Source organism: Streptomyces sediminimaris (assembly GCF_047049295.1).
Taxonomy (GTDB): Bacteria; Actinomycetota; Actinomycetes; order Streptomycetales; family Streptomycetaceae; genus Streptomyces; species Streptomyces sediminimaris.
On the sequence record NZ_JBJWOT010000001.1, the window covers coordinates 4,062,815 to 4,089,695 of the forward strand.

At 71.1% G+C, this 26,881-nt stretch carries 21 protein-coding genes, 6 tRNA genes and 1 riboswitch; of the genes, 12 read left to right on the forward strand and 15 right to left on the reverse strand.

Going from position 1 to position 26,881, the window contains the following annotated elements:
- Positions 1-8 precede the first annotated feature (8 nt).
- Positions 9-165: riboswitch (cyclic di-AMP (ydaO/yuaA leader) on the reverse strand.
- Between the two features lie 356 nt (positions 166-521).
- Together ACJ9NR_RS18745 and ACJ9NR_RS18750 are read right to left on the reverse strand one after the other, a co-directional pair.
- Positions 522-595, reverse strand: a tRNA-Met gene (locus ACJ9NR_RS18745).
- Positions 596-644: 49 nt separating this feature from the next.
- Entirely contained in the window at positions 645-1,778 is a 1,134-nt protein-coding gene (locus ACJ9NR_RS18750) for a dihydrofolate reductase family protein (RefSeq protein WP_412488722.1), read from the reverse strand.
- A gap of 120 nt (positions 1,779-1,898) precedes the next feature.
- Between ACJ9NR_RS18750 and ACJ9NR_RS18755 the strand changes: the two genes are divergently transcribed.
- Together ACJ9NR_RS18755 and ACJ9NR_RS18760 are read left to right on the forward strand one after the other, a co-directional pair.
- Positions 1,899-2,414, forward strand: a complete 516-nt coding sequence (locus tag ACJ9NR_RS18755; RefSeq protein WP_412488723.1) for a MarR family winged helix-turn-helix transcriptional regulator — start codon at positions 1,899-1,901, stop codon at positions 2,412-2,414.
- A 127-nt stretch (positions 2,415-2,541) separates the two neighbouring features.
- Positions 2,542-3,183, forward strand: a complete 642-nt coding sequence (locus tag ACJ9NR_RS18760) for a GTP cyclohydrolase II (RefSeq protein WP_412488724.1) — start codon at positions 2,542-2,544, stop codon at positions 3,181-3,183.
- On the opposite strand, the gene ACJ9NR_RS18765 is transcribed toward ACJ9NR_RS18760, so the two are convergent.
- Positions 3,170-3,613 (reverse strand): galactose oxidase-like domain-containing protein, encoded by a 444-nt coding sequence (locus ACJ9NR_RS18765; protein ID WP_412488725.1) that lies wholly within the window; start codon positions 3,611-3,613, stop codon positions 3,170-3,172. The two genes, ACJ9NR_RS18760 and ACJ9NR_RS18765, sit on opposite strands and share 14 nt — an antisense overlap.
- The gene (locus ACJ9NR_RS18770) at positions 3,582-5,594 is read right to left on the reverse strand and encodes a S9 family peptidase (protein ID WP_412488726.1); all 2,013 of its coding nucleotides are present in this window, start codon (positions 5,592-5,594) and stop codon (positions 3,582-3,584) included. The genes ACJ9NR_RS18765 and ACJ9NR_RS18770 overlap by 32 nt, the downstream gene beginning before the upstream one ends.
- A gap of 233 nt (positions 5,595-5,827) precedes the next feature.
- Here ACJ9NR_RS18770 and ACJ9NR_RS18775 point away from each other — a divergent pair, with 233 nt between their 5' ends.
- A complete protein-coding gene (locus ACJ9NR_RS18775) occupies positions 5,828-6,160 on the forward strand; it encodes a recombinase family protein (RefSeq protein WP_412488727.1) in 333 nt (110 codons plus the stop codon).
- Between the two features lie 170 nt (positions 6,161-6,330).
- Here the strand turns inward: ACJ9NR_RS18775 and ACJ9NR_RS18780 are convergent.
- The 5 genes from ACJ9NR_RS18780 to ACJ9NR_RS18800 all read right to left on the reverse strand — a co-directional run bounded on the left by ACJ9NR_RS18780 (position 6,331) and on the right by ACJ9NR_RS18800 (position 11,564).
- A tRNA-Lys gene (locus tag ACJ9NR_RS18780) sits at positions 6,331-6,403 on the reverse strand.
- Between the two features lie 100 nt (positions 6,404-6,503).
- Complete coding sequence (locus ACJ9NR_RS18785) at positions 6,504-8,051, reverse strand: amino acid permease (RefSeq protein ID WP_412488728.1); 1,548 nt, start codon at positions 8,049-8,051, stop codon at positions 6,504-6,506.
- 141 nt (positions 8,052-8,192) lie between these two features.
- The gene (locus tag ACJ9NR_RS18790) at positions 8,193-10,343 is read right to left on the reverse strand and encodes a DEAD/DEAH box helicase (RefSeq protein WP_412488729.1); all 2,151 of its coding nucleotides are present in this window, start codon (positions 10,341-10,343) and stop codon (positions 8,193-8,195) included.
- A gap of 263 nt (positions 10,344-10,606) precedes the next feature.
- Positions 10,607-11,137: a hypothetical protein gene (locus ACJ9NR_RS18795; protein WP_412488730.1), complete on the reverse strand. Its 531-nt coding sequence runs from the start codon at positions 11,135-11,137 to the stop codon at positions 10,607-10,609.
- Between the two features lie 76 nt (positions 11,138-11,213).
- Positions 11,214-11,564 carry a metallopeptidase family protein gene (locus ACJ9NR_RS18800; RefSeq protein WP_412488731.1) on the reverse strand — a complete coding sequence of 117 codons (351 nt, stop codon included), beginning with the start codon at positions 11,562-11,564 and terminating at the stop codon, positions 11,214-11,216.
- A gap of 111 nt (positions 11,565-11,675) precedes the next feature.
- Between ACJ9NR_RS18800 and ACJ9NR_RS18805 the strand changes: the two genes are divergently transcribed.
- The 7 genes from ACJ9NR_RS18805 (at position 11,676) to ACJ9NR_RS18835 (ending at position 18,459) form a co-directional block, all read left to right on the forward strand.
- Positions 11,676-13,271 (forward strand): metallophosphoesterase family protein, encoded by a 1,596-nt coding sequence (locus ACJ9NR_RS18805; RefSeq protein WP_412488732.1) that lies wholly within the window; start codon positions 11,676-11,678, stop codon positions 13,269-13,271.
- Positions 13,272-13,351: 80 nt separating this feature from the next.
- Positions 13,352-13,424: transfer RNA gene (locus ACJ9NR_RS18810), tRNA-Glu, on the forward strand.
- A 38-nt stretch (positions 13,425-13,462) separates the two neighbouring features.
- Positions 13,463-13,537, forward strand: a tRNA-Asp gene (locus ACJ9NR_RS18815).
- A gap of 25 nt (positions 13,538-13,562) precedes the next feature.
- Positions 13,563-13,636 (forward strand) — tRNA-Phe (locus ACJ9NR_RS18820).
- 126 nt (positions 13,637-13,762) lie between these two features.
- Entirely contained in the window at positions 13,763-17,782 is a 4,020-nt protein-coding gene (hrpA, locus tag ACJ9NR_RS18825; protein WP_412488733.1) for an ATP-dependent RNA helicase HrpA, read from the forward strand.
- A 126-nt stretch (positions 17,783-17,908) separates the two neighbouring features.
- Positions 17,909-17,983 (forward strand) — tRNA-Asp (locus tag ACJ9NR_RS18830).
- A gap of 284 nt (positions 17,984-18,267) precedes the next feature.
- Positions 18,268-18,459 carry a DUF6274 family protein gene (locus ACJ9NR_RS18835; protein ID WP_412488734.1) on the forward strand — a complete coding sequence of 64 codons (192 nt, stop codon included), beginning with the start codon at positions 18,268-18,270 and terminating at the stop codon, positions 18,457-18,459.
- A 488-nt stretch (positions 18,460-18,947) separates the two neighbouring features.
- On the opposite strand, the gene bldC is transcribed toward ACJ9NR_RS18835, so the two are convergent.
- Positions 18,948-19,154: a developmental transcriptional regulator BldC gene (gene bldC / locus ACJ9NR_RS18840; RefSeq protein WP_003949541.1), complete on the reverse strand. Its 207-nt coding sequence runs from the start codon at positions 19,152-19,154 to the stop codon at positions 18,948-18,950.
- 517 nt (positions 19,155-19,671) lie between these two features.
- Positions 19,672-20,514, reverse strand: coding sequence for a DUF8083 family protein (locus tag ACJ9NR_RS18845; RefSeq protein WP_412488735.1), 843 nt, complete (start codon positions 20,512-20,514; stop codon positions 19,672-19,674).
- A 221-nt stretch (positions 20,515-20,735) separates the two neighbouring features.
- Between ACJ9NR_RS18845 and ACJ9NR_RS18850 the strand changes: the two genes are divergently transcribed.
- Complete coding sequence (locus ACJ9NR_RS18850) at positions 20,736-21,848, forward strand: Leu/Phe/Val dehydrogenase (RefSeq protein ID WP_412488736.1); 1,113 nt, start codon at positions 20,736-20,738, stop codon at positions 21,846-21,848.
- A gap of 290 nt (positions 21,849-22,138) precedes the next feature.
- Entirely contained in the window at positions 22,139-22,390 is a 252-nt protein-coding gene (locus ACJ9NR_RS18855; RefSeq protein ID WP_389430765.1) for a DUF3073 domain-containing protein, read from the forward strand.
- 91 nt (positions 22,391-22,481) lie between these two features.
- Here ACJ9NR_RS18855 and purM read toward each other — a convergent pair whose 3' ends face one another.
- The 4 genes from purM to ACJ9NR_RS18875 all read right to left on the reverse strand — a co-directional run bounded on the left by purM (position 22,482) and on the right by ACJ9NR_RS18875 (position 26,837).
- A complete protein-coding gene (gene purM / locus ACJ9NR_RS18860; protein ID WP_412488737.1) occupies positions 22,482-23,582 on the reverse strand; it encodes a phosphoribosylformylglycinamidine cyclo-ligase in 1,101 nt (366 codons plus the stop codon).
- Positions 23,583-23,616: 34 nt separating this feature from the next.
- Positions 23,617-25,146 (reverse strand): amidophosphoribosyltransferase, encoded by a 1,530-nt coding sequence (gene purF, locus ACJ9NR_RS18865; protein ID WP_412488738.1) that lies wholly within the window; start codon positions 25,144-25,146, stop codon positions 23,617-23,619.
- A 61-nt stretch (positions 25,147-25,207) separates the two neighbouring features.
- The gene (locus ACJ9NR_RS18870) at positions 25,208-25,999 is read right to left on the reverse strand and encodes an META domain-containing protein (protein WP_412488739.1); all 792 of its coding nucleotides are present in this window, start codon (positions 25,997-25,999) and stop codon (positions 25,208-25,210) included.
- A 40-nt stretch (positions 26,000-26,039) separates the two neighbouring features.
- Positions 26,040-26,837, reverse strand: a complete 798-nt coding sequence (locus tag ACJ9NR_RS18875) for a maleylpyruvate isomerase family mycothiol-dependent enzyme (protein ID WP_412488740.1) — start codon at positions 26,835-26,837, stop codon at positions 26,040-26,042.
- Positions 26,838-26,881 lie beyond the last annotated feature (44 nt).

Below are 26,881 nucleotides of genomic sequence, written 5' to 3' on the forward strand. Positions count from 1 at the left end.
GCGCGCTCCTTTCCTTCCTTCTCGCCTACCGGGTTAGCTGACGGGTTCGGAGCAGGAAGGTCTCCTACGCGCGTACAGCAGCCGTGGCTTCACGGCGGCATCCACGCGATTCACCCCTGGGTGGTGGTTCCCCGGTTCCCTTGCGGGATTCGGCGCGTGCGCACGGAGCCGCCTCTTGTGACGGCTGGGACGACCGCGCTGCGTTATCGAACGTTAATAGACCCGGGGTACCGATTCCAAGCCGTTCCGCTTGATCATTAACGCTTCTTGGCCCGGACGTAGGGACCAAGAGCGGCAGAAAACGGGCGAGTTGACCTCGCCTCGATCGCTCCGCCCGCCCTGACGGTGTGTCAGTCGTTATGCGGAAAGCGGTCGCCCGGTCACCACACGTCACGGCCTCACGTGACGGCCCCACAGGACGGCCTCACGGGACAGCCTCACGGGACGCCGTTGCGGACAGGAGGCCCCGGGAAACGCTCAGGGCCGAAATCCGTTTCCGGACTTCGGCCCTGAGCCTTGAGTAGCGGGGACAGGATTTGAACCTGCGACCTCTGGGTTATGAGCCCAGCGAGCTACCGAGCTGCTCCACCCCGCGTCGGTGTGTCATCAGCATACGCCATCCGCGGGGCCGTCCACGCCACGGCTCAGAAGCCCGGCAGATGACGGTTCGGCGCCTCGGCCCGCTCCCGGTGCTCTTCGAGTACGACCACCTCGACGCCGCGCGCCGCCAGCAGGCCGCTGCCGTCCGCGCCCGCGACGAAGGTGTCCGGCTCCCGCCACGCCGTGACCACCCGCCGTACGCCCGCGTCGAGGATCAGCCGGGCGCAGGGCTTCGGCCGGGACGCCCGGCGGGTACAGGGCTCCAGGCTGGTGTAGACCGTGGCCGACGCCAGCCTCGGATCGGCCGGGCCGAGCTTGGCCAGGGCCGCCTCCTCGGCGTGCACGACGGGGTCGCCGCCCTCACGGGAGTGGCCGCGGGCGAGTTCCGTGCCGTCGGCGGCGACGATCACCGCGCCCACGCTGAAGGCCGTACGGGAGGGCGGGCACAGGGCCGCGAGCTCGCAGGCGAGGGCCAGCCAGTGGTGGTCGGCGGCGGTGGGCAGCGGGCCGGCGCCGGGGGCGGTGGGCTCGTAGCGCATGAGGACGACGTCCTCGATCCGCCGCGTCTCCGTCAGACGCAGACGCCCGCCCTGGTAGGCGCCGGGGCCGAAGAGGCGGGGCGCTTCCGGGTCGCCGACGAAGAGGGGGGCGAGGACGAGCTGGAGCTCGTCGGCGAGGCCCTGCTGCAGGAGCTGGGTGTGGATCGTGCCGCCGCCCTCGACCATCAGGCGTCGCACGCCCCGTTCGTCGTGCAGGTGCGCGAGGAGCCCGCGCCAGTCGAGGCCGGGGCCGAGCGCGACGACGCCGGCGGCGAGGCCGAGCGCGCGGGCGCGTTCGGCGCCCTTGTCGGTCGTGTACAGGAGCCTGTCGCCGCCGGTGTGCCAGAAAACGGCGTCCGGATCCAGCTCGCCGGAGCCGCTGACGGTCACCTTGAGCGGGTACTCCGACCGCCCCGCCGCGACCCGGGCGGCCCGGCGCCTGGGCGAGTTGACCAGCAGCCGCGGGTTGTCGGCGCGGATGGTCCCGGCGCCGACGAGGATCGCGTCGACCGACGCCCGCACCTCGTCCACACGCTCGAAGTCGGCCGGTCCGGAGAGCAGCAGGCGTTCGGGACCGGTGTCGTCGAGGTAGCCGTCGAGGGAGACGGCGGCGGACAGCAGGACGTAGGGGTACGGCATCGGACGCGCGCTCACTCTCGGCGACGGGCGGGGCAGGCCGGGCGGGCGGACCCGGCGGGCAGACGGTATCGGGCGGGCGGGTGACTTGGTTCAAGTTTTAAGCAAAACTACACTGGCGGCATGACGACTCGCTGGCTCACCTCCGAGGAGCAGCGCGCCTGGCGCGCGTACCTCGCCGCGGCGCACCTCCTGGAGGACGCGATCGACCGGCAGCTCCAGCAGGACGCCGGCATGCCGCACCTGTACTACTCCATCCTGGCCAACCTCTCCGAGGCGCCCGAGCGGCGGCTCAGGATGACCGACCTCGCCGGGAGGACGAAGATCACCCGGAGCCGGCTGACGTACGCCGTGTCCCGGCTGGAGAAGGACGGGCTGGTCCGGCGCGAGAACTGCAAGTGGGACAAGCGGGGCAGCATCGCCGCGCTCACCGACGAGGGTATGGCGGTGCTGGAGCGCGCGGCGCCCGGGCATGTCGAGACGGTGCGCGCCTCGCTCTTCGACCACCTCAGCGAGGAGCAGGTGGGGCAGCTGGAGGAGATCTGCGCGCGGGTCGCACAGGCGCTCGACGAGGGGGGCAGCCGCCCCACGCCCGACGAGGTCCCGTGGCGCCGCCGCTCGTCGCCGCCCTGCTCGTGAGGGCGCGGCCGAGCGGCACCGCGGCCCGGCGAACCGGTTGCTTCAACTTTAAAGCAGAGGTAGTGTCCTGCACCGTAGATCTGCTTCAAATCTGAAGCAGATGCCGACCGGACCCGGGAGACCCCGCATGCCCGACTTCCCCGCCGCCACCACGCGCGCCCGCGTCCGGGTACCGCTGCGCTTCCAGGACGGCTACGGCGTCGACGCCGAACTGGTCACCTTTCACGGGCTGACCGACGGCCAGGAGCACGTGGCCGTCGTCCTCGGCGACCCGGCACCAGGTACGACGCCCCTGGTCCGGCTGCACTCCGAGTGCCTGACCGGCGACGTGTTCGGCTCGGCCCGCTGCGACTGCGGCCCGCAGCTGCGCGAGGCGGTCGAGCGGATAGCGGCCCGCGGCGGCGTGCTGCTGTACCTCCGCCAGGAGGGCCGCGGCATCGGCCTCTACAACAAACTGGACGCCTACGCCCTGCAGGACCAGGGCCTCGACACCTACGAGGCGAACGCGGCCCTCGGCCTGCCCGAGGACGACCGCGACTACACGGCGGCCGCGCAGATGCTGCGGGCCCTGGGCATCGACAGCCTCGACCTGCTGTCCAACAACCCCGACAAGGCCGGCCAGCTCCGCGGCCTCGGCATCGACGTCCGCGACCGGGTGCCCACCGGCGTCTTCACCACCGCCCACAACGTCCGCTACCTGCGCGCCAAGGTCCTCCAGACCCAGCACACACTGCCCCTGGGCCAGTTGACGGAACTCAGCGCGGGCTGAACGAGTCCCGCAACACCACGAGCCCCGGTCCACGTGCTGCGGACCGGGGCTCCGTCGTAGGCCCTGTGGGACTCGAACCCACAACCAATGGATGAAAAGTCCTGGCCGAAGCTTGCCGGGTGCTTCCGAGCCGTGAGGGAAAGCGCAGCGCGGTGGCCTCCGACGGGGTGCCGTGCCCGTCCACCACGACGAGCATGTAGTCATCGGGCGGTGCGGCCGCGGGGTTGGCGGGAGGCGTGACCTCCAGGGTCCACTTCTTCGCGGAACTCCCGCCGACGCCCTCCTGGTGGCCCGTCTCCAGCCACACGTAGCGCTGGTCGGTGGCCGCGGTGAAGCGGCGTCCGTTCCTGCCCAGAAGCGGCGATCCCGCCTCGTCGAAGGCCGACGCCCGCCCACGGTCACAGCAGTCCGGGCCGCTGCCACTCGGCACCGAGGACGTGGTGGTCGAGGAAGTTCAGGAACGCCTCGTACCAGACCTGGATGTGGCCCGGGGAGAGGATCCAGTGGTTCTCGTCCGGGAAGTACAGGTACTTCGCAGGCACCTCGAACCGCTGCAGATCCTGGAAGAGCGCGGCGCCCTGGCCGACCGGCACGCGGTAGTCCTTCGCGCCGTGGATGACCAGCATCGGCGTACGGATCTTCGCGGCGTCCAGGTACGGGGAGTGCGCCTCGTACCGCTCGGGCCGGGTCACCGGGTCCCCGAAGATGCACTGGAAGTACCAGGGCGCGTCGGTGTCGCCCTGGAAGGACCGCAGGTCCCACAGGCCCGCGTGGCTCACGATCGCCTTGAACCGATCGGTGCTCGTGGCGACCCGGTTGGCCATGTAGCCGCCGTAGGAGCCGCCCCCGAGCGCGGTGCGCGCGGCATCGATGTCGTCACGGGCCTCGGTTGCGTCGGTCAGCGCCATCACGTCCGTGTACGGGACCCCGCCCCACTGCCCCCAGCCGCGCCGGTGGCCCTGCTGACCGTAGCCGGTCGACAGGGCCGGGTCGGGCAGCAGCACCGCGTAGCCGCGGGCCGCGAACGGCCACGGGTTCCACCGCCAGGTCCAGCCGTTCCAGCTGCCCTGCGGCCCGCCGTGCACGGCGACGAGCAGCGGCACGGGGTTCTCGGCCGACGCGCCCTCGGGCAGCACGAGCCAGCCTCGCAGCCGGTACCCGTCCGCCGCGTTGGCGTGCACCTCGGTGAGGGTGCCCGGCAGCGCGTCGAACGCACCGGGGGCAAGCAGCTCGACCGGCGTCTGGTCGGCGACGCCGGCCTCGAACCTGACCGGCCGCGGCGGCGAGTCGATCGCGTTGCGCAGCGCGTACAGCGTCCGCCCGTCGGGGGCCACGCAGAGCGAGCCGTACGCGCCCGAGGCGGTGAGCCGGGTCACGGTGCCGTCCGCGTCCCGCCGGAAGACGGGCGCGTGGCCCTCCACATCGGCCACGAAGAAGAGGGTGTCGTCGACCGTCGAACAGACGGCGCCGACGGGCCAGTTGTCGAACCCGGGCAGCAGATCGACGGCCTCGCCGCCGTCCACGCCGGCCCGGACGAGCGTCATGTCCATCGATTCGTCGTAAGTCGGCCACGTCATCCGCGAGCACACGACCGCCGAGCCGTCGTGCGTGAACACCGGCGCCTCGTAGAGGTGCTCCACATCGCCCAGGACGAAGACCTCCTCGCCGGTGGCCGCGTCTGCCACCACCACGGCGGTGCGGTTCTCGGCGGGCACCCGGCCGGGTACGAACCGGGTGTAGGCCACTCGCGTCCCGTCGGGCGACAGCGCCACGTCCCCGGGGTTCTCGAGGCCGACGCCCTGCCCGCCGGCGTCGACCACGGCGCCCTCGGCCCCCGCGCGCACGAAGGTGTGCTGCTCGTCGGGGCCGAGATCGCGGTCCCAGGCGCGGGTCGGCCCGGCCTCGTACAGGATCGCGGTGACCTTCGCGTCCTTGCGCGCCGTGCGCAGCCTGCCGTGCGCGTCGGCGTCGGCGGCCCCGGGCAGCAGCCCGGCGGTGTGGGCCAGCGCGCCGGAGTCCCGGGCGACGGTGAACGCGGTGATCCCGCCCGGGTGCCGGGCCACGACGGCGGCCTCACCACGCCCGGGCAGCGCCCACAGCGCGGCACCCTCGTGCTTGCCCTCCTCGCTGTCGTCCTCGCGTTCCGACAGGAAGTACAGCACCCCGTCCGGGCCGAACGCGGGCCCGAACTCGCCCTTCCCCGACCGGGTCAGGCGCAGCGCCTCGCGCTCCCCGGCCGGATCGATCTCCCACAGCCCGGACACGAACCTGGTCCGGTCCTCCGACAGCGTCTGCACGGCGGCGACGAGACGGCCACCGTCGGCGGACAGCGCAAGGGAGTTGACGCGAGGCTGGGCGACGAACGCGGGCAGGTCGTGGAAGGCGGTCGTGCCACCGGGGATCGCAGACATGCGGACGATTCTTGCTCGCGAAGGAGGTGGTGAACAGCGGATTACGGGCGCCGCCCGCCAGGGGTGCCTGCCGCCCGTCCTGCGCAACGCAGAGGTCCCGCCCGATCGAAGTGATCGGACGGGATCCCGTCAACCGCCTACGAGCTGAATCGTGGGCGGCGCCGCAGTTGCGGTGGACCAGCCGGGATTCGACAGCCAGGGGGCCTCGTGGACGGCGACCGAGCGGGTCGCACGTGCATCGTCCTGGCCTTCAGGCGTATTGGGCGTATGCGCGAAGTGGCGACACCGTGGTGGTGCACACCCTGGACAGGCTGGGGCGCAACCTGCGCGAGGTGCTGAACCTGATGCATGACCTTGGCGAGCGTGGGGTGGGGGTCAAGAGCCTGTCCGATCCGCTGGCCATCGACACCTCGGCGGCGGGGGCTGGGCGGCTGGCGTTCTTGCTGATCGCGTTGTTCGCGGAGATGGAGCGGACCTTCGCCGCCGAACGCGCTGCCCATGCGCGGGCCGTGGCCGCGGCCTCGGGCCGCCTGGCGGGCCGACCGCTCGCACCGTCGTACCTCTGACGGTTCCACCGCCTCAGCGGCTGACGGGCGTGAAGACGATGGCCCGCCCGTCGGTCACCGGGCACAGTCGCTCACGCACAGACCCTTGCACCTCGAAGCGCCCCGACCGAACAAAACCGATCGAGGCGCTCCTTCGCAGGTCAGAGGGCATTTCCCTCCCCCGCAACCGGTAGGCCCTGTGGGACTCGAACCCACAACCAATGGATTAAAAGTCCACTGCTCTGCCAATTGAGCTAAGGGCCCTTGGCGATGTTGCCTCCCCGAGCATAGCCGGACACGGCCGGGACTCCGATCGGGTATCGGGGACACGGCCGTGCCGGGGGTGAAGATCGGGCCGGGTGGGTCAGGAGTCCGCCTTTTCGGGCGTGCCGCCCGCGGCCGCCGTGTGGGGTGCCCCGTGGGCGGGGGTGCGGCCGTGCTCGGGTTTGAGGAACCAGTGCCGGGCCGAGGCCAGCCACCACACCGCCGCGAAGCCGAGGACCACGAGCACGGCGACCGGCGCGTAGTTGAAGCTGTCCCCGGTGACCGGGGAGACCTGCGGCAGCATGAAGAGGACGGTGATGACGCCCACCCAGGTCACCGAGACGACCCCGATCAGCCGCGACCAACGGCCCAGGTGCCACGGCCCGCGCTCGAAGGCCTCCCCCTTGAGCAGCCGCAGCAGCGTGGGGATGACGTAGGCGATGTAGAGGCCGATCACGGCGACGGACGTCACCGCGGCGTAGGCGGTGTAGTTGATCAGGTACGGCAGGCCGAGCACCAGCGCGCCCGCCGCGGCCAGCCACACCGCCGCCACCGGGGTCCGGGTCCGCGGGCTCACCGTGTGCCACACGCGGGAGAACGGCAGGGCGCCGTCGCGCGAGAAGGCGTAGATCATGCGACTGTTGGCGGTCACCGACGCCATCCCGCAGAACAGCTGCGCCCCGACCACGACCAGCAGCAGGAGCTTGCCCGCCGTCGCGCCCAGCGCGTCCAGCAGGATCTGCGCCGGCGGCGCGCCGGTCGGCGAGGCGAGTTCCTTGTCGTAGGACTGGATGGCGAAGGTGAAGCCGAGCAGCAGCACGAAGCCGGCGATCCACGAGGTCCAGATGGAGCGGACGATGCCCTTCGGGCCGGCCGTCGACGCGTCGTGCGTCTCCTCCGTCATATGGGCGGAGGCGTCGTAGCCGGTGAAGGTGTACTGCGCCATCAGCAGGCCGAGGAGCACGACGTAGACCCCGCTCCCCCAGCCGGTGTTGTTCACGAACTTCGTGAACACGAAGGAGGCCGACTGGTGGTGGTCCGGCACGAAGGCCAGCGCGCCGACGATCACCGCCACACCCAGCACGTGCCACCACACGCTCACGCTGTTGAGCAGGGCGACGATCCGCACGCCGAAGGTGTTCAGCAGGCCGTGCAGCAGCAGGATCCCGGCGAAGAGCAGGACGGTGCGCCCGGGGGTCACCTCGAAGCCGAACTGCAGGTTCAGGTACGCGCCCAGGAAGGACGCCGCCCCGAAGTCGATGCCCGCCGTCACGGCCACCTGGCCGAGCACGTTGAACCAGCCCGTGAACCACGCCCACGCGGCCGCGGACCGCGGCGGGGCCAGCCGGTGCGCCCAGAAGTACAGGCCCGCCGACGTCGGGTAGGCCGAGCAGATCTCCGCCATGGACAGGCCGACGAAGAGCGTCATCAGGCCCACGGCGACCCAGCCCCAGGTGATCACCGCCGGGCCGCCGGTGTTCATCCCGAACAGATACAGCGTCAGACACCCCGAGAGGACCGAGATGATCGTGAAGGAGACCGCGTAGTTGGAGAACGCCGACATGCGGCGGGCGAGAACCTGCGTGTAGCCGAGCTGGGCCAGCCGCTCTTCGTCAGACAGCCCACTCACCTTGGCGTCATCTGTCATGTCCCCAGCGATTCCCTCACCGACGGCGTGACATGCGCCACAGAGTACGTGCTGTGGCCAAAAGTCTTCGCCGATGCCGGAACGCCGAAGGGCCCGCACGACTCGTGTCGTACGGGCCCTTCGGCAACTCCGGTTCAGGCGTCAGCCGTTGCGCTTCCAGCGCGGCTTGTCGTCCCGGCGGCCGAAGGAGGAGCCGCCGCCGCTACCGCGGTGGTCGCCACGGCGGCCGTACGGGCGGTCGTGGCCGCCGGAGCGGAAACCGGGGCGGTCGTCGCGGCGGTCCCGGTTGAAGGGACGGTCGCTGCCGCGGTGCCCGCCGCGGTCGTCACGGCGCTCGAAGGGCCGGCCGGAGGGACGGTCGTCCCGGCGGAAGGAGCCGCGGTCGCGGTCACGGTCGCGGTTGAAGGGACGGTCACCGCCGCGGCGGTCGTCCCGGCGGTCGAAGGAGCGGCCACCGCGGTCGTCCCGGCGGTCGTCCCGGCGGAAGCCGCCACGGTCGCCACCGTCACGGCGCTCGAAACCGCGGTCACGGTCACGGTCACGGTCGAAGGAACGGCCGCCCCGGTCGTCCCGGCGGTCGTAGGAACGGCCACCGCGGTCGTCCCGGCGGTCGTCCCGGCGGAAGCCGCCACGGTCGCCGCCGTCACGGCGCTCGAAACCGCGGTCACGATCACGGTCACGGTCACGGTCGAAGGAACGGCCGCCCCGGTCGTCCCGGCGGTCGTCCCGGCGGAAGCCGCCACGGTCGCCGTCACGGCGCTCACGCCGCTCGTACGGAGCCGGGGCCTCCGCCCTGTCCCGCGCCACCGGCTGCTCGGGCACGGCCACCTCGGCCGGCCCGGCGGCCGCCTCGGCCACGGCCTGCGGCGCCTCGGCCACCGCGGCCGGACCCTCGGCGGGCACGCTCTCCCCACGCTCACGGGCGACCTGGGCGGTCAGCCGGTCGGCCTCCTCGCGCAGCTCGCTCGCGCGCCGCTGCGCCCGCTCCAGCTGCTTGGTGAGGTGGGAGACGTCGCGCTCGGCCTGCTGCGCGGCGTTGCCCGCGGACTCCGCCTGGACCTCGGTCATCGAACGGGCGCCGGTGATCTCGGCGACCTCGGGGGCGAACGCCGTACCGGAGTTGATGATGTGCCGCCCCGCGTCGACGCCCGCGTCCTCCATCAGCCGGAAGATCTGGCGGCGCTGGTGCGGCAGGGACAGCGAGACGACCGTGCCGGTGCGGCCCGCGCGGGCCGTACGGCCGGCCCGGTGCAGGTAGTCCTTGTGGTCGCCGGCGGGGTCGACGTTCAGCACCAGGTCGATGCCGTCGACGTGGATGCCGCGGGCCGCGACGTCCGTGGCCACCAGGCAGTTGACGTAGCCGTCCTTGAAGTCCGCCAGCGTCCGGGTGCGCGCGCCCTGCGTCATGCCGCCGTGCAGCGCGTCGGCCTTCACGCCCGCGTCCCGCAGCTGCTCCGCGACGCGGTCGGCACCGAGCTGGGTGCGCACGAAGATGATGGTGCGGCCCTTGCGGGAGGCGATCGCGGCGGTGACCGGCGCCTTGTCCTTGGGCTTCACGATCAGGATGTGGTGCGACATGGTCGTCACGGCGCCCTGGGCGGCGTCGACCTCGTGGTGGACCGGGTTGTTCAGGTACCGGTCGACGAGGGTCTTGATCTCGTTCTCCATGGTCGCGGAGAACAGCATCCGCTGGCCGCCGGCCGGGACCTGGTCGAGCAGCTCGGTGACCTCGGGCAGGAAGCCCAGGTCGGACATCTGGTCGGCCTCGTCGAGCACGGCGATCTGCACGTTCTCCAGGGAGCAGGCGCCGCGGTTGATGATGTCGCGCAGCCGGCCGGGCGTGGCGACGAGGACGTCGACGCCGCGCTCCAGGGCGTAGATCTGGTTGCCCATCGACGTGCCGCCGCAGACGACCTTCATCTTCAGGCCGAGGACGTCGCCGTAGGGCTGGAGGGCGTCCGCCACCTGCATGGCGAGCTCGCGGGTCGGCGTGAGGATCACGGCGCGCGGCTTGTGCTTCTCGGTGCGGCCGCCGGCCAGCGTGGCCAGGGCCGGCAGACCGAAGGAGAGGGTCTTGCCGGAGCCGGTGCGGCCGCGGCCGAGGATGTCCTTGCCGGCCAGGGCGTCCGGAATGGTCGCGGCCTGGATCGGGAAGGGGGTGGTCACGCCGTTCTGGGCGAGCTTGCGCACCACGCCCTCGGGGAGACCGAGGTCCGCGAAGGTGACCTCGGGAGCGTCCTCGGCCGCCTCGTTCTCGGGCACGACGACGTGATCAGTACTGGAAATGGACATGCGTAAGCGAAACCTTCCGGAGTCTCGTCGGCACGCGCCCGTCAACTCCGTGATTCGCATTACGACCGCCTCAATGCGGTCCGCCACGGCAAGGGAGAGTACGCGCCACACGGCGCGCTCTGCGGTGGCGCCGGGCAAATGGGATCAAACGATCTACCACCATACGCACCCACCTGCCCCGAAGGCAAACCGAGCCCCGTAGACGTACGTCACACCTGCTGAATGTACGTCACCCCTGCTCCGGCGGCGGATGACCGGACCCGCTACGCCGGCGAGCCCGCGGCCGGCGCCGGCTCCCGCTCCGCCAGCTGCGGCGCCGCCTCCTGGTGCGCGGACGACGACGGCTCGGCGACCGTCGGGGCCGGCGAGGCGGAGGTCGGCTGCTCGCTCGGCGTCGGCTGCGGTTCCGCCGTGCGGGTGGGCGTGGGCGTCGCACCCGTCGGCGTCGGCGCCCCCGGCCCGTCCCCGCCACCGGGCCCGCCCGTCGCGGGAGCCGGCCCGCCCGCGCGCACGGACGGCGAGGGCGAGGCGGACGCCGACTCCCCGCCCCGCTCCTTCTTCCTGCCGCCCTCGCCGTGCTTGCCGTGCTTGCCGTGCTTGCCGTCGGCCGCGACGCCGCCCCGGCCGGACACCGCCGAGCCGCCGTCCGGCACCTCACCGGCGCGCTCCCGCGCGGAGTGCGACGGCCTCGCGCCCCCGCCTCCCCCGCCCTGACCCACGCTCATGCAACCGGAGGCGGCGGCGACGGCGACGACCGTGGCGGCCAGACGGACGGGTACGTACATGGGGCGCACGGGAAGCCACCTCCGGGGTGGGGACAGGAGTCGACCTGCCCAACTCCCGCCGCCCGCAAGAGGACACGCGCCCCGGTCACCCGTATCCGAGGGCGTGCAGACGCGCGTCGTCGATACCGAAGTGATGCGCGATCTCGTGCACCACCGTCACCTCCGTCTCCGCGACCACGTCCTCCCGCGAGGCACACATCCTGAGCGTCGGACCCCGGTAGATCGTGATCCGGTCCGGCAGGACCCCGGCGTACCACTCGCCCCGATCGGTCAGCGGGGTGCCCTCGTACAACCCGAGCAGCCCGGGATCACCGGCGGGCGGTTCGTCCTCGACGAACACCGCGACGTTGTCCATCAGCCGCGTCAGCTCCGGCGGAATCCGGTCGAGCGCCTCGGCGACCAGTTCCTCGAACTCCTCGCGCGTCATCTCCAGCACAGGCCCATTGTCGGCCACGACCCGTCCGTACGAGAGAGCCACGACCCGCCCGTACGCGAGAGCCACGGGGCCGCCCGCATATCCGCGCCCCCACACGGGCATACGCGACCAATGGCCCGCGTCCCCGCCGCCTTGAACGCCCTCAACCGCATCCCGAGGGCTTCTCGCGCCCTCAGCCGACGGCACCGCACGCCCCGTGCGCTGCCGACGCTCGACGCCGCCCCGCGGCAGCCCGCCTGGCTGCGCGCGCTGGGCCTGGCCGCCGTGGTCCTCTTCGGCGCCTGGCTGGGGCTGCTGGTCGTCGGCAACGTCCGGACACCGGTCGGCCCGATGAACACGACGATGACCCTGCGCCCGTCCCTGACCGGCGGCACGAAGATCAACGTCTCACCGCTCGGCGCCCTCCAGCTCGACAGCCACCGCGCGCCGCTGCGCCTGGACGTGAACGTCGACCAGCTCGACCCGGTCCGCTCCCAGGCCCTGGTCGACCACCCCGAACGCCTCTCCGGCCTCCAGGACGAGGTCACCCGCGACGTCGAGCACGGCACCCGCGACCTGGCCCTGCGCTCCTGCGTCGCCGTCGTCTCCGGCGCGACGGCCCTCGGCCTCGCGGTCTACCGCCGCCCCCGCCGGGCCCTCGCGGCAGGCGGCACCGCCCTGGCCCTCCTCGTGGCCTCCGGAGCGTCGGCGTACCTGACCTGGAACCCCAAGTCCGTCCTGGAACCCAGGTACTCGGGCCTGCTGTCCTCGGCGCCCTCCCTGATCGGCAACGCGCGCAGCATCGTCACCGAGTTCGACGTCTACCAGAAGGAGTTGGCGCGCCTGGTGACGAACGTGACGAAGCTCTACGACGTCACCTCCACCCTGCCCGCCTACCGGCCGGACCCGTCCACCGTGCGCGTCCTGCACGTCTCGGACATCCACCTCAACCCCGCCAGCTGGAAGATCATCGCGTCGCTGGTGCAGCAGTACAAGGTCGACGTGATCGTCGACACCGGCGACACCATGGACCACGGGACGGCGGCCGAGAACGGCTTCCTCGACCCGATCGCGGACCTCGGAGCGCCCTACGTCTGGGTCCGCGGCAACCACGACTCCCGCGTCACCCAGCGCTATCTGTCCCGCATGAAGAACGTGCACGTCCTGGACGACGGCCGGGCGCAGACGGTCGCGGGCCTGCGCTTCGCCGGCATCGGCGACCCGCAGTTCACCCCCGACCGCTCCAACCCGCGGGGCGCCGACCAGTCGGAGCAGCTGGCGGGCGACCGGCTGGCCTCGGCCCTGCGCGACCAGAAGAACGCGGGCACCCCGGTCGACGTCGCCATGGCCCACGAGCCGTCCGCGGCCCGCGAAGTGGACGGCGAGGTGCCGCTGGTGCTCTGCGGCCATCTGCACCACGAGGGCGACGAGATCCTGAAGTACGGCACCCGGCTGCGCATGGAGGGCTCCACGGGCGGCAGCGGCCTGCGCGCCCTGGAGCACAAGTACCCGGCCCCGGTCGAGGCCTCGATCCTCTACTTCGACCGGGACACCCGCCGCCTCCAGGCGTGGGACTCGATCAAGCTGGGCGGCCTCGGCGAGACGACGGCGGAGGTCTCCCGCCACCTGCCCGAGGAGAACCAGCCCGGAGCCACGCCGTCGCCGTCCTCGACCCCCTCCGGCTCCGCCACCCCCGCCTCACCGGCCCCGGCCACCTCGGCCCCGTAAACCGTTTTGGCGATACCTCCCGCCATCCCATATGCTTCTCACGTCCCCGACGCGCTGAGAAGCGCCCAGGCGGGCCGATAGCCCTCATCGTCTAGCGGCCTAGGACGCCGCCCTTTCAAGGCGGTAGCACGGGTTCGAATCCCGTTGGGGGCACGCGACACGATGTGCGACACTGTCGTACGCAACAGCTTGGTCCTGTGGAGCAGTTTGGAGTGCTCGCCACCCTGTCAAGGTGGAGGCCGCGGGTTCAAATCCCGTCAGGACCGCAAAGGCCTTGCAGAAGGTCTTGACGGCTGGGTAGCTCAGTTGGTACGAGCGATCGCCTGAAAAGCGATAGGTCGCCGGTTCGACCCCGGCCCCAGCCACAGCCCGCGAAGGCCCCGTCCACGGACGGGGCCTTCGTCGTGTCGCGGCCCGGTCCGGAGTCCCCCGCGGCATCCGGTACAAATCGTTCGCCACGGATTTCCCGGGGATGAGATCCTGGATCGCGTATGTCTACGCATCCTGCCCCCGCCACCCCGGCCCCCGGCCCCCTCGCCCCCCGCCTGACCGAGCTGTCCCTGCGCGACGCGCACCGGCTCGGGCGCAGGCTCGAAGGCGCGCGCAAGATCCGCAAGCCGGAGGCCCGCGCCGCCGTCCTCGCCGAGATCGACGCGGAGATCACGAAGGCCGAGGAACGGATCGGTGAGCGGCGCGGCCGGCTGCCCGCCGTCTCCTATCCCGAGCAGCTGCCGGTCAGCCAGAAGAAGAGCGAGATCGCCGACGCCATCCGCGACCACCAGGTCGTGATCGTCGCCGGTGAGACGGGCTCCGGCAAGACCACGCAGATCCCGAAGATCTGTCTCGAACTGGGGCGCGGCGTGCGCGGCATGATCGGGCACACCCAGCCCCGCCGTATCGCCGCCCGTACCGTCGCCGAGCGCGTGGCCGAGGAGCTGGACACCCCCCTCGGCGAGGCCGTCGGCTGGAAGGTCCGCTTCACCGACCAGGTGAACCAGGACTCCACCTTCATCAAGCTGATGACGGACGGCATCCTGCTCGCCGAGATCCAGACCGACCGGGAGCTGCGCGCCTACGACACGATCATCATCGACGAGGCGCACGAGCGGTCCCTGAACATCGACTTCCTGCTGGGCTATCTGGCGCAGCTGCTGCCGAAGCGGCCTGATCTGAAGGTCGTGATCACCTCCGCGACGATCGACCCGGAGCGCTTCTCCCGGCACTTCGGCGACGCCCCGATCGTGGAGGTCAGCGGGCGGACGTATCCGGTGGAGGTCCGTTACCGCCCGCTGCTGGAGGAGGACGGCGACGACGCCGACCGTGATCAGATCACCGCGATCACGGACGCCGTGGAGGAGCTGATGGCGGAGGGGAAGGGCGACATCCTCGTCTTCCTCTCCGGTGAGCGGGAGATCCGGGACACCGCCGACGCGCTGACCAGGAAGAACGGAGGCGCCCATTGGCAGAGCACGGAGATCCTCCCCCTGTACGCCCGCCTCTCCCACGCCGAGCAGCACCGCGTCTTCCAGCCGCACACGGGGCGCAGGATCGTTCTGGCGACGAACGTGGCCGAGACGTCCCTGACCGTGCCGGGCATCAAGTACGTCATCGATCCCGGCTTCGCCCGGATCTCCCGCTACAGCCACCGCACCAAGGTCCAGCGGCTGCCGATCGAGCCGGTCTCGCAGGCCAGCGCCAACCAGCGCAAGGGCCGCTGCGGCCGTACCAGTGACGGCGTCTGCATCCGGCTGTACTCCGAGGACGACTTCCTCGCCCGGCCGGAGTTCACGGACGCGGAGATCCTGCGGACCAACCTGGCCTCCGTCATCCTGCAGATGACCGCGGCCGGCCTCGGTGACATCGAGAGGTTCCCCTTCATCGATCCGCCGGACCACCGCAACATCCGCGACGGTGTGCAGCTGCTGCAGGAGCTGGGTGCGCTGGACCCGCCCACCCGTCAGCCGACCACCACCCCGCAACGAGCTGCGTCGCAGCCCTCCCCTTCTTCGAAGGACGCGCGCAAGCGGCTCACGCAGACCGGCCGCAAGCTCGCCCAGCTGCCGGTCGATCCCCGTCTGGGCCGCATGGTCCTGGAGGCGGACCGCAACGGCTGCGTGCGCGAGGTCATGGTCGTAGCCGCCGCCCTGTCCATCCAGGACCCGCGGGAGCGCCCGGCCGACAAGCAGGCCCAGGCCGACCAGCAGCACGCCCGCTTCAAGGACGAGGGCAGCGACTTCCTCGCCTATCTCAACCTCTGGCGGTACATCAGGGAGCAGCAGCGGGAGCGGGGCTCGAGCTCGTTCCGGCGGATGTGCAAGCAGGAGTACCTCAACTTCCTGCGCATCCGTGAATGGCAGGACATCTACTCCCAACTGCGCACGGTGGCCAAGCAGATGGGCATCCACCTCAACGAGGAGGACGCCCCCGGCGACCGCGTCCACGTCTCGCTCCTCGCCGGACTGCTGTCGCACATCGGCATGAAGGACGTCAAGGACGGCGCGAAGAACGAGTACCTGGGCGCCCGGAACGCCAAGTTCGCGATCTTCCCCGGCTCGGCGCTGTTCAGGAAGCCGCCGCGGTTCGTGATGTCCGCGGAGCTGGTGGAGACCTCCCGCCTGTGGGCGCGCGTCAACGCGAAGATCGAGCCGGAGTGGGTCGAGCCGCTGGCGGAGCACCTGCTGAAGCGCACGTACAGCGAGCCGCACTGGGAGAAGGACCAGGCGGCCGTGATGGCGTACGAGAAGGTGACGCTGTACGGCGTGCCGATCGTGGCGCAGCGGAAGATCAACTACGGCCGGGTCGACCCGGAGACCAGCCGCGAGCTGTTCATCCGCAACGCGCTCGTCGAGGGCGACTGGCGCACCCACCACAAGTTCTTCGCCGACAACCGCAGGCTGCTCAGCGAGGTCGAGGAGCTGGAGCACCGGGCCCGGCGCCGGGACATCGTCGTGGACGACGACACGCTCTTCGACTTCTACGACGCCCGGGTGCCCGAACACGTGGTCTCCGGCGCTCACTTCGACTCCTGGTGGAAGCGCAAGCGGCACGAGGAGCCGGAGTTCCTGGACTTCGAGCGGGAGATGCTGATCCGGGGGTCGGCGGAGGCGGTCACCAAGGCCGACTATCCGGACTCCTGGCGGCAGGGGCAGCTGAAGTTCCGGGTGACGTACCAGTTCGAGCCGGGCGCGGACGCGGACGGCGTGACCGTCCACATCCCGCTGCAGGTCCTCAACCAGGTCACGGACGAGGGCTTCGACTGGCAGATCCCGGGTCTGCGGGAGGAGGTGGTGACGGAGCTGATCCGTTCACTGCCGAAGCCGATCCGCCGCAACTACGTGCCGGCGCCGAACTTCGCCAGGCGTTTCCTGGACACGGCCGTCCCCTTGCAGGAGCCGCTGACGGTCACCATGGCCCGCGAGCTGAAGCGCATGGTCGGCGTCCCCTTCGAGGCCGAGGACTTCGACTGGTCGAAGGTGCCGGACCACCTGCGTGTCACCTTCCGCATCGTCGACGAACGGCGGCGGAAGCTGGCGGAGGACAAGGACCTGGAGGCGCTGAGGCTGCGTCTGAAGCCGAAGGCGCGCAAGGCCCTGTCCCAGGCCGCGGCGGCCACCGCCTCGCGCCGGGGCGGCGAGTCCCTGGAGCGCACGGGCCTGACCGACTGGACGATCGGCGCGCTCACCCGGGTCTTCGAGACGCGCCGGGCCGGGCAGCCGGTGAAGGCCTACCCGGCGCTGGTGGACGACGGCGACACGGTCTCCGTGCGCCTCTTCGACACCGAGGCGGAGCAGGCGGAGGCGATGTGGCGGGGCACGCGCCGGCTGATCCTGCGCAACATCCCGGTCAGTCCCGCGAAGTTCGCTTCCGAGAAGCTGACGAACGCGCAGAAGCTGGCGCTCTCCGCGAACCCCCACGGCTCGGTCCAGGCGCTGTTCGACGACTGCGCGACGGCCGCGGCGGACAGGCTGATCGCGGACTTCGGCGGCCCGGCGTGGGACGAGGAGTCGTACCGCAAGCTGTACGACAAGGTGCGCGCGGAGATCGTGGACACCACCGTCCGCGCGGTCGGCCAGGTGCAGCAGGTCCTCGCCGCCTGGCAGGCCTGTGAGCGCCGGCTGAAGGCCGTACGGAGTCCCGCGCTGCTGCCGAACCTGCAGGACGTCCGGGGGCAGCTCGACGCCCTCGTGAAGCCGGGGTTCGTGACGGAGGCGGGGCTGCGCCGGCTGCCCGACCTGATGCGCTATCTGGTGGCCGCGGACCGCCGCCTGCAGCAGATGCCGACCAACGTCCAGCGGGACACGACGCGCATGGAGAAGGTCCACGAGATGCGGGACGAGTACGCCTGGCTGCTGGAGCAGCTGCCGCGGGGGCGCCCGGTCCCGTCCGCCGTCCTGGACATCCGGTGGATGATCGAGGAGCTCCGGGTCAGCTACTTCGCCCACGCGCTCGGCACGGCGTACCCCGTCTCGGACAAGCGGATCGTGAAGGCGATCGACGCGGCCGTACCGTGATCACCCGTGCACGGTGGGTGAGTTCGACCAGGGGCTCACCCTCCTGTACAGTCTCTTCTCGCAGCGCAACGCACACATCGCACTGCGAAACTCCCCCAGTCCCGCAAGGGTCTGGGCGGGGCACCGGGTCCTGTGGAGCAGTTTGGAGTGCTCGCCACCCTGTCAAGGTGGAGGCCGCGGGTTCAAATCCCGTCAGGACCGCAGCGAAAGAAGGAAGGCCCGTACCGGACACCCGGTGCGGGCCTTCTCTCATGCCCGCCTCACACCCGCCCGCCTCACACCCGCCCGCCTCACACCCGCCCGCCTCATGCCCGCCTCACGGCCCCGCACCGCCTCCAGGCGTCCCGGATCGCCGGAACAGTGGCCGTACCCGGCTCCTGCAGTCACGCGCGCACCGGCGGGGCTCCACGCCGTCTTGACGGCCTGACGTTCCGTCGGTACCCAGAAGACAGGGCCTGCTCCCGTGCGGCCCCTGGAGGTGGCGTATGGCGGCATCGGTCAGGCACGAGACACGGGCACTGCTCCGTGCACACCTGTCGGCCGCATCGTCCTATGGCCACAGGGCCCGCCACTGCCCGATCTGCCACCACCTGCTGCGGCTGGCGATGGACTCCGCACAGAGAGCCGCCGAGGCCCCGGAGGAGTGCGCGCAGGACGAGAGTCCCGCCGGCGCGTGACCACCGGCCGCTCCCAACGCCCGCTGCGGCGTGGGCGGGTGGAACACGAGGCTCCACTAGCGCACCCGGGACGCAGGGGACAAGGACTCTGTCATGTGACAGGAGTCACCGCATGAGTTTCCGAAGGTGCGGTACTTACCCCCCGCCTACAACTGGTCAATTTAATATGTGCAATTGCACCGTCCGGAGGCGACTCCCCCGACGCCGCCCGACGGGCCTCTCACAGCAGATCCGACAGCCCTCCCCAGACTCCCACAAGGCCACCCACAGAGCCGCCGGACCGGGCACACACCGCGCACAAAAAAGATCGCGCCGGACTCGGCGGAGTCCAGCGCGATCGACGACGCACCCTGTCACGTGCTCGGGAAGCTCTGATGAGCCCGGGCGTGGAGCCTGTTGGGGCAGACCCCGCGTCGCTTGGAGCTAGGGTTCCGGGCGCCTCGGCACGTTGGGGGACCTGCCGGTTTGCCCGGTTATGGAGTTGTTGTTCAGGCTTCGCTGCGCTGCTGCGGAATACCCGCCAGCAGGGCGCGGACCTCCGCCTCGCGGTAGCGGCGATGCCCGCCGAGCGTGCGGATCGACGTGAGCTTGCCGGCCTTGGCCCACCGCGTGACCGTCTTGGGGTCGACGCGGAACATGGTGGCGACCTCAGCCGGGGTCAGCAGCGGCTCGGCATCAGGGGTGCGAGCGGTCATGAGCGGCCTCCTCGGGAGAACCGAACCTTCTCGGTTCTTTCCTCTAAATTCTGCACCTTGACCCGCGTTGCCCGAAATGGCGGACGCGAGTCGAGTCGGTTATAGGACGAACGGCTTGTCCTCGGCACTACAACTACACCATCTGTCCAGCCGCGTCGGCCAAACCGATGGAATTGCCCCTCCAGGTGTTCATCAGCGACGGAAGCCGATGGACCATGCCATAGCGGACAGTCACGCCACTGTGACGATCAGTCACAGGACGATCAGGAGTCACCAGACCCCCCAAAGCGTGCAACACGGACGGAGTCCTCCCCGGACTCCTTGTCCTATTTTGGCATGAGGAGGGGCATGAGGCGCAAGAGCCTTGTACGTGCGGTCCGTCACGCTTGCCGCGTTTGCGGGTGACTTGGGCGAAAGCCCGGATCGCGGCCTACGCCCCATGTCAGCAGGACATCAGTGCACGCGGTTCGCACATCGATGCCAGGAGAAAACCCCAAAACGGGCGGAACGTCAAACGTCAGTTCGCCGAGCGCCGGTCCCTGACGGAGCGCCAGCGCTCCACCAGCCGCGCGTACGCCGCCCCCGCGGCCGCCCCGTCGCCCTGCCGCAGCGCCTCGATGCCCCCGGCCACGTCCGCCGCCGAGTGGTCGTCCTCGAGCTCGCCGGCCGGCAGGACGTGCACCAGACCGCCGTAGTCCAGCTCCACCAGCGAGCGCGGGTGGAACTCCTCGAGCCAGCGCCCGACGTCCACCAGGCCGTCGATCAGCGGCCCCTCGTCGACGCCGTCCTTGAGCGCCCGCAGGGCCCGCGCCACGCGCCGCCGCGCCTGCACCATCGGCGTCCGGTAGCGCAGCATCGGGGGGATCTCGCCGGAGCCCTTGTCGAAGCGCCGCTCCTCGTCCGACACCAGCACGAACCAGTGCAGCGGCACCTGCCAGGTCGCGGTGCGGATCCAGGGCCGGGCGTCCGGGTTGCGGGTCAGCCAGCGCTCGAAGTCCTGGGCCGCCTGGCGCCGTACGACCTCCGGGAGCACCGCCTCCAGGACCGGCTTCGGCAGTTCCTCGGGCAGCTGCTGGAGGGCCTGCCAGCCACGCAGCCGGGTGCGCCACGGGCACACGCAGACCACCCCGTCGACCTCGGCCACGAAGGCGTCGCTGCTCTCGTGCACCGGCACCGGGACCGGTGGGGTGGGCACCAAGTCGGCCAGCGAGCGGCGCAGTTCGTCCTGGTACGAGGGACGGTCGGCGCGCCGGGCATAGCGCGCCCAGTGGCCGCGCTCCGGCTCGGGGAAGGCGGCCAGTGGCTCGTACACGCGCAGATACGTCGCGTACGGGACGATCACCGAGGACACCTTGGGCACGCCTGCTCCCTCCCCCTCCCACCACCGGGAAAACCTGCCGGCCCCGCTCACGGACGGCGGGAAATCCATGCAAATCGTCCCACGGACGTACGCCGCGAGGAGGTGATCCTGAGCACTGCGCGAACGGCGGGGCCCACAGGCTCTAATCTCGTCCTCACAACCCCGCCACCCACACGGGGAGCCACTCTCCACCCGCCGCTACTTACTCAGGAGTCACCACAGTGACCGACGTAACCGGCGCGCCTGCTGATGTACTGCACACCCTGTTCCACTCGGACCAGGGCGGACATGAGCAAGTCGTGCTCTGCCAGGACCGCGCCAGTGGCCTCAAGGCCGTCATCGCCATCCACAGCACCGCCCTGGGCCCCGCGCTCGGCGGTACGCGCTTCTACCCGTACCCGAGCGAGGCCGACGCCGTCGCCGACGCCCTCAACCTCGCGCGCGGGATGTCGTACAAGAACGCCATGGCCGGACTCGGCCACGGCGGCGGCAAGGCCGTGATCATCGGGGACCCGGAGCAGGACAAGACCGAGGAACTGCTGCTCGCCTACGGCCGGTTCGTCGCCTCGCTCGGCGGCCGCTACGTCACCGCCTGCGACGTCGGCACCTACGTCGCCGACATGGACGTCGTGGCCCGCGAGTGCCGCTGGACCACCGGCCGCTCCCCCGAGAACGGCGGCGCCGGCGACTCCTCGGTGCTGACCGCCTTCGGCGTCTACCAGGGCATGCGCGCCAGCGCCCAGCACCTGTGGGGCGACCCGTCGCTGCGCGGCCGCAGGGTCGGCATCGCGGGCGTCGGCAAGGTCGGCCGCCACCTGGTGGAGCACCTGCGGGCGGAGGGCGCCGAGGTCCTCGTCACGGACGTGCGCGAGGAGGCCGTGGGGCGGATCCTCGCGGCTCACCCGGAGGGCGTGACCGCCGTCGCCGACACCGCGACCCTGATCCGCGGCGCCCACGCAGGCGAACTCGACATCTACGCCCCGTGCGCACTGGGCGGAGCCCTGAACGACGACACCGTGCCGGCGCTCGCCGCGAAGGTGGTCTGCGGCGCCGCCAACAACCAGCTCGCCCACCCGGGCGTCGAGAAGGACCTCGCCGACCGCGGGATCCTCTACGCCCCGGACTACGTGGTGAACGCGGGCGGCGTCATCCAGGTCGCCGACGAGCTCCACGGCTTCGACTTCGAGCGGTGCAGGGCGAAGGCCGCGAAGATCTTCGACACCACGCTGGCCATATTCGCACGTGCGAAGGAAGACGGGATCCCGCCGGCCGCCGCGGCCGACCGGATCGCCGAGCAGCGGATGCACGAGGCGGCCGCGGCGCGCAGGTTCTGACCCCCGGGAGGTTTGAGCGGTACCCGTCGGCGCACACTTGGAGAGAACTCTCACGTTCGTCGGCGGGTCGCCTGCCGAGAAGTGGTTAAAATCGCGGTTGACCAGCGGGGACGGCGCGCCCCGGGGGTCCTGGATCCGGGCCCGTCCTGTGGGCGACGTACCGTATGGGCGCGGGCTCAGGTACCGTGGAAGTCCTACGGACCGGTCTCTCCGATGAGAGTCCGTTCCAGATCATGAACGCGTGTCAAGACTCTGGGGCCGTCGAGCCCCGTCACCGAGGGGGTCGAGCCATGGGGCGCGGCCGGGCCAAGGCCAAGCAGACGAAGGTCGCCCGCCAGCTGAAGTACAACAGCGGCGGGACAGACCTGTCGCGTCTGGCCAGCGAGCTGGGCGCTTCGACTTCGAGTCAGCCACCGAACGGCGAGCCGTTCGAGGACGACGAGGACGATGACGACCCGTACGCCCAGTACGCGGATCTCTATAACGACGACGAGGACGAGGACGACGAGTCCGGTCCGACGTCTCAACGCCGCGGCGCTTGACGATCCAGCTGCGCTCGACCCGGTCCGTGGTGGTCCACACCACCGGACCGGGTTTTGACGCTGCTCTGGCGGGCGTCGGCCCGCGGCGCTTCTAGCGCGCGTACGTGCCGGTCAGTGCCGCACCGGTCGTACGGTCGCCGCGGTCCGTGATCTCTCCGGCCACCCATGCGCCGACCCCGCGGTCGGCCAGCGTCGTGAGGGCCACGTCCGCCGACTCCTGCGGGACGATCGCCATCATGCCGACGCCCATGTTGAGGGTCTTCTCCAGCTCCAGCAGCTCGACCCGACCGGTCCTGCCGACGAGGTCGAAGACCGGGGCCGGGGTCCAGGTGGAGCGGTCGACGACCGCGTGCAGTCCGTCGGGGATCACGCGCGCCAGGTTGGCGGCCAGCCCGCCGCCGGTGATGTGCGAGAAGGCGTGCACCTCGGTGGTACCGGTCAGGGCCAGGCAGTCCAGCGAGTAGATCTTGGTCGGCTCCAGCAGCTCCTCGCCGAGGGTGCGGCCGAACTCCTCGATCCGTGCGTCCAGCGACAGGCCCGCCTGGTTCAGCAGGACGTGCCGGACCAGCGAGTACCCGTTCGAGTGAAGCCCGGACGCGGCCATGGCGATCACCACGTCACCCGTACGGATGCGATCGGCACCCAGCAGCCGGTCGGCCTCCACGACGCCCGTACCGGCACCGGCCACGTCGAAGTCGTCCTCGCCGAGGAGCCCGGGGTGTTCGGCGGTCTCGCCGCCGACCAGGGCGCAGCCGGCCAGCACACAGCCCTCGGCGATGCCCTTGACGATGGCGGCGACGCGCTCGGGGTGGACCTTGCCGACGCAGATGTAGTCGGTCATGAACAGCGGCTCGGCGCCGCACACCACGATGTCGTCCATGACCATGGCGACCAGGTCGTGGCCGATGGAGTCGTACACGCCGAGCTGCCGGGCGAGGTCGACCTTGGTGCCGACGCCGTCGGTGGCGGAGGCCAGCAGGGGACGCTCGTAGCGCTTGAGGGCGGAGGCGTCGAAGAGGCCGGCGAAGCCGCCGAGGCCACCGAGGACCTCGGGCCGCCGCGTCTTTCTCACCCACTCCTTCATCAGCTCGACGGCGCGGTCGCCCGCTTCGATGTCGACGCCGGCAGCCGCGTAGGAAGCCCCGGTGACGGGGCCCGTCGCCGGAGGTGACTGATCAGACGCAGCAGACATTGCCTGGGATCTTTCGTGTCGGTTTCTACGAGGCTTACGGGCGACGGATCGCGTCGGCCGCGGCCGTGGCGGCCGGACCGGCCGCCAGTTCGGTCTCCAGCAGCTGCTTGCCGAGCAGCTCGGGGTCCGGGAGGTCCATCGGGTACTCGCCGTCGAAGCAGGCGCGGCAGAGGTCCGGCTTGGCGATGGTGGTCGCCTCGATCATGCCGTCGATGGAGATGTAGGCCAGGGAGTCGGCGCCGAGCGAGGTGCCGATCTCGTCGATGGTCATGCCGTTGGCGATGAGCTCGGCGCGGGTGGCGAAGTCGATGCCGAAGAAGCAGGGCCACTTCACGGGCGGGGAGGAGATCCGGATGTGGACCTCGGCGGCCCCGGCCTCGCGGAGCATCCGCACCAGCGCCCGCTGGGTGTTGCCGCGGACGATGGAGTCGTCCACGACCACCAGGCGCTTGCCCTTGATGACTTCCTTCAGCGGGTTCAGCTTCAGCCGGATGCCGAGTTGCCGGATCGTCTGCGAGGGCTGGATGAAGGTCCGGCCGACGTAGGCGTTCTTGACCAGGCCGGCGCCGAAGGGGATGCCGGAGGCCTCCGCGTAGCCGATGGCGGCCGGGGTGCCGGACTCCGGGGTCGGTATGACCAGATCGGCCTCGACCGGTGCTTCCTTGGCGAGCCTGCGGCCCATCTCCACCCGGGAGAGGTAGACGTTCCGGCCGGCGATGTCGGTGTCGGGGCGGGCCAGGTACACGTACTCGAAGACACAGCCCTTGGGCTTCGCTTCCGCGAATCGCGACGCCCGCAGACCGTTCTCGTCGATGGCGACGAACTCGCCCGGCTCGATCTCGCGGACGAAGGAGGCGCCGCAGATGTCGAGGGCGGCGGACTCCGAGGCGACGACCCAGCCGCGCTCCAGGCGGCCGAGGACCAGCGGGCGGATGCCCTGCGGGTCCCGGGCGGCGTAGAGGGTGTGCTCGTCCATGAAGACGAGGCTGAAGGCGCCCTTGACCTTCGGCAGGACCGTGTGCGCGGCCTCCTCGATGGTCAGCGGCTTGCCGTCGGCGTCCTCCTGGGCGGCGAGCAGGGCCGTCAGGAGGTCGGTGTCGTTGGTGGCGGCCACCCTCGGGGTGCGGCCGCCCTCCTTCTTCGGCAGGTCCGCGACCATCTCGGCGAGCTGGGCGGTGTTGACCAGGTTGCCGTTGTGGCCGAGCGCGATGGAACCGTGCCCGGTGGCGCGGAACGTCGGCTGGGCGTTCTCCCACACGGAGGCACCGGTGGTCGAGTAGCGGGCGTGTCCGACCGCGATATGACCCTGGAGCGAACCGAGGGAGGTCTCGTCGAAGACCTGGGAGACCAGGCCCATGTCCTTGAAGACGAGGATCTGGGAGCCGTTGCTGACCGCGATTCCCGCGGATTCCTGGCCCCGATGCTGGAGGGCGTACAGCCCGAAGTAAGTGAGCTTGGCGACCTCTTCGCCCGGAGCCCAGACTCCGAAGACGCCGCAGGCGTCCTGGGGGCCTTTCTCACCGGGGAGCAGATCGTGATTGAGTCGACCGTCACCACGTGGCACGGCACCGAGTGTAGGCGAGATCGACCACTGGTCCGAATTGGGGATACCTGCCGTCCTTCGGTCACCGTCCGGCGACCGCTTCGGCGGTTTCTCCGTTTCCGCTGGTCAGCGTGAGGGTTCGATGATCCAGGGTGTAGCCGGCCGTGCCGTCGAAGAGACGCAGGAGGCGCTTCTCGATACGCATGAGTGAGGCGTCGCACATCATTCGGGTGGTGTACGCGGGACCGAGCGTGATACGTCCGTCGCGTACCGTCGCCTTCGCGGTGACGTGATTGCACCCCAGGCGGCCGGTGACCCTGCCCGGTTCCTTGCCGAAGGTGAGGTGTGCCGATCCCCGGGCCGGCCGCGGGAGGCTCGTCGCCGTGCCCCCGGCGCCGAGGGAGGTGATCGTCCACCTCGTGCCGTACAGCGGTACGTCCTTCTCCTCGGTCAGGTGGACCCGGTCGCCGTCGCGGGCGGTGAGCGTCAGCTCGCCGTCCTTCGTCCCGACCGCGAGCGAGCGGCCGGTGAGGGTGCGGGACAGGGCCCGCTCGAAGGCCATGCGCTCCGGCTCGCAGGCCATCAGGGTCCGGTGGGCGTGCGTGAGCTCGACGCGGTGGCCGGTGAAGGCGGCCCTCGCGCCGAACTGGTTGCAGCCGTAGCTGCCCACGGCGGTGCCGTCCGTGCCGAAACGGACGCCGGCGCCGGCGTCCGCGGGGGCCTGCCGCGTGACGCCGTCCACCGTGACGCTGTCGACCTTCCAGTGCACGCCCGTCACGCCCGGCTCCGCCGAGGCGCCGCCGCCGTCGCCCGCGCACCCCAGGACGAGCGGGAGCACGGTCAGGACGGCGAGGGTGAGTCGCGGTGTGCCCATACCGATGGGACGGAAGGGACGAAAGACCGGTTCCCGCGGCTCACGCCATCAGCGGCAGCAGCCCGCTCAGGTCCGCCCGCTCGCCGCTGGCGCCGACCCGGGCCCTGTCGACCGCTTCCGGCCAGCTCAGGCGCCCGGTCGCGAGCCGGATCCAGGTCAGCGGGTCGGTCTCGACGACGCTGGGCGGGGTGCCACGGGTGTGCCGCGGTCCCTCGACGCACTGCACCACGGCGTACGGCGGGATCCGCACCTCGGTGGCGCCGCCGGGCGCCTTGGCGGCCAGGGCGTCGGCGAGCAGCCGGGTGCAGGCGGCGAGGGCCTGGCGCTCGTAGGGCACCTCCAGGCCCGGGACGGCGTCGTTGAGGTCGTCGGTGTGGACGATCAGTTCGACGGTGCGGGTGACCAGGTAGTCGGACAGCGGCATCGACCCGGCTCCGGTGGCCAGCAGGCGGGTGCCGCGGTGTTCGGCCAGGTCCGCGGTGAAGCGGCGGTCGACGGCGGCGAGGTAGGCCCCGAGGTCGGGGTTGTCCGCGGCGAGCCGGCGGCTCGCGTCGTCGATCCCGGTCGCGCCGGCGGCGGTCGCGAACGGCCAGTCGAGGACCGTGACCTCCTGCCGCGCCGGTTCCGGCAGGTCGATGAAGCGGCTGACGGCACCGAGTGCCATCCCCGTGTGGGCGATCAGGTCCCGCACGGTCCACTCCCCCAGCCGCGTGGGCCCGGCCAGCTGCTCGGGGCTCAGGGTGCGCACGGCCTCCCGCAGGTGCCCGAACTGCGCGGTCACCGCGGCACGGATCTTGACGGAGTCGTACGTACGGGCGCGTTTCCTGGCCGGTGGCATGGCGGTGAGCCTAGCCCGCGTCACACCGTGCTCGCGGAGTCCCG

What these genes read in the sequence shown, in the direction of transcription:
- ACJ9NR_RS18750 (WP_412488722.1), bottom strand. Translation starts at nt 1,778, where the DNA reads ATGCCGTACCCCTACGTCCTGCTGTCCGCCGCCGTCTCCCTCGACGGC.
- ACJ9NR_RS18755 (WP_412488723.1), top strand. Translation starts at nt 1,899, where the DNA reads ATGACGACTCGCTGGCTCACCTCCGAGGAGCAGCGCGCCTGGCGCGCG.
- ACJ9NR_RS18760 (WP_412488724.1), top strand. Translation starts at nt 2,542, where the DNA reads ATGCCCGACTTCCCCGCCGCCACCACGCGCGCCCGCGTCCGGGTACCG.
- ACJ9NR_RS18770 (WP_412488726.1), bottom strand. Translation starts at nt 5,594, where the DNA reads ATGTCTGCGATCCCCGGTGGCACGACCGCCTTCCACGACCTGCCCGCG.
- ACJ9NR_RS18785 (WP_412488728.1), bottom strand. Translation starts at nt 8,051, where the DNA reads ATGACAGATGACGCCAAGGTGAGTGGGCTGTCTGACGAAGAGCGGCTG.
- ACJ9NR_RS18790 (WP_412488729.1), bottom strand. Translation starts at nt 10,343, where the DNA reads ATGTCCATTTCCAGTACTGATCACGTCGTCGTGCCCGAGAACGAGGCG.
- ACJ9NR_RS18805 (WP_412488732.1), top strand. Translation starts at nt 11,676, where the DNA reads ATGGCCCGCGTCCCCGCCGCCTTGAACGCCCTCAACCGCATCCCGAGG.
- hrpA (WP_412488733.1), top strand. Translation starts at nt 13,763, where the DNA reads ATGTCTACGCATCCTGCCCCCGCCACCCCGGCCCCCGGCCCCCTCGCC.
- ACJ9NR_RS18835 (WP_412488734.1), top strand. Translation starts at nt 18,268, where the DNA reads ATGGCGGCATCGGTCAGGCACGAGACACGGGCACTGCTCCGTGCACAC.
- bldC (WP_003949541.1), bottom strand. Translation starts at nt 19,154, where the DNA reads ATGACCGCTCGCACCCCTGATGCCGAGCCGCTGCTGACCCCGGCTGAG.
- ACJ9NR_RS18855 (WP_389430765.1), top strand. Translation starts at nt 22,139, where the DNA reads ATGGGGCGCGGCCGGGCCAAGGCCAAGCAGACGAAGGTCGCCCGCCAG.
- purM (WP_412488737.1), bottom strand. Translation starts at nt 23,582, where the DNA reads ATGTCTGCTGCGTCTGATCAGTCACCTCCGGCGACGGGCCCCGTCACC.
- ACJ9NR_RS18870 (WP_412488739.1), bottom strand. Translation starts at nt 25,999, where the DNA reads ATGGGCACACCGCGACTCACCCTCGCCGTCCTGACCGTGCTCCCGCTC.
- ACJ9NR_RS18875 (WP_412488740.1), bottom strand. Translation starts at nt 26,837, where the DNA reads ATGCCACCGGCCAGGAAACGCGCCCGTACGTACGACTCCGTCAAGATC.